The organism is Streptomyces sp. NPDC027962 (genome assembly GCF_055566095.1).
Window position 1 is genome coordinate 261,111 of the sequence record NZ_JBVHTA010000006.1, and the last position, 1,418, is coordinate 262,528.

The window sequence follows — 1,418 nt, forward strand, 5'->3', positions numbered from 1 at the left end:
TGGGTGTCGGTTGCGAAACGTTAAAGAAGCGTGTGGGGGCGGGGGAGGGGGGGGGGTAGGAAAGGAAAAAAAGAAACACCCACAAGGAACAGGGGGGGGGTCGGCCCCCCCCTTCCCCCCCCCCCCCGCTCGTATGTCGCGAGTCACACATTCCGCCCCTCGGACAATCGATTGGACAAGGCCACCGGGGACATACGCATCATGGAGCGGCACCAGGGCCGCAAGAACGTACGGAGGAGTCCCCGTGAAGGTCGGAATCGTCGGAGCCACCGGGCAGGTCGGCACGGTCATGCGCAAGATCCTCGCCGAGCGGAAGTTCCCGGTGGACGAGCTGCGCCTGTTCGCCTCGGCCCGGTCCGCCGGCTCGACGATCGAGTGGGGCGGCGGCGAGATCACCGTCGAGGACGCCTCCACCGCCGACTACAGCGGTCTGGACATCGTGCTCTTCTCCGCCGGCGGCGCGACCTCCAAGGCGCTCGCGGAGAAGGTCGCCTCCCAGGGCGCCGTCGTGATCGACAACTCCTCCGCCTGGCGCCGCGACCCCGAGGTCCCCCTCGTCGTCTCCGAGGTCAACCCGCACGCGATCAAGGACCGCCCCAAGGGGATCATCGCCAACCCGAACTGCACCACGATGGCCGCGATGCCGGTGCTGCGGCCGCTGCACCAGGAGGCCGGCCTCGTCGCGCTGGTCGCCACCACCTACCAGGCCGTATCCGGCTCCGGTCTGGCCGGTGTCGCCGAGCTGAACGACCAGGTGAAGGCGGTCGCCGAGCGCGCCACCGACCTCACCCACGACGGCGAGGCCGTGGCCTTCCCCGAGCCGGGTGTCTACCAGCGCCCCATCGCCTTCAATGTGCTCCCCCTCGCGGGCAACCTCGTCGACGACGGCTCCCACGAGACGGACGAGGAGCAGAAGCTGCGCAACGAGTCCCGCAAGATCCTGGAGATCCCGGAGCTCAAGGTCTCCGGCACCTGTGTGCGCGTCCCGGTCTTCTCCGGCCACTCGCTGCAGGTCAACGTCCGCTTCGAGCGTGAGATCGGCGTGGAGCGCGCCTACGAGCTGCTGAAGGACGCCCCGGGCGTCGAGCTCTCCGAGATCCCGACCCCGCTGCAGGCGGCGGGCAGGGACGCCTCCTACGTGGGCCGTATCCGCGTGGACGAGACCGTCGACAACGGCCTGGCGCTGTTCCTGTCCAACGACAACCTCCGCAAGGGCGCGGCGCTGAACGCGGTGCAGATCGCGGAGCTGGTCGCGGAGGAGCTGCGCGGCTGACGCGGCACGACGCGACGAGCCGGCTCGGCACGAAGCGACGAAGGGGGGCGGGGGGGGGGGGGGGGGCCCCCCCCCCCCCCCCCCCCCAAGCGGCCAAGGGGTGGAGCGGTGGAGGGGGGGCCCGAAAAACCTCACAAAGAAGGGG

Annotated in this window: 1 protein-coding gene; it reads left to right on the forward strand. The window is 70.2% G+C overall.

The genetic code is table 11. From position 1 onward, the window contains the following. The first annotated feature begins 244 nt into the window (after positions 1-244). Entirely contained in the window at positions 245-1,273 is a 1,029-nt protein-coding gene (locus ACZ4SA_RS08605) for an aspartate-semialdehyde dehydrogenase (protein WP_468271209.1), read from the forward strand. The last annotated feature ends 145 nt before the right edge of the window (positions 1,274-1,418 follow it).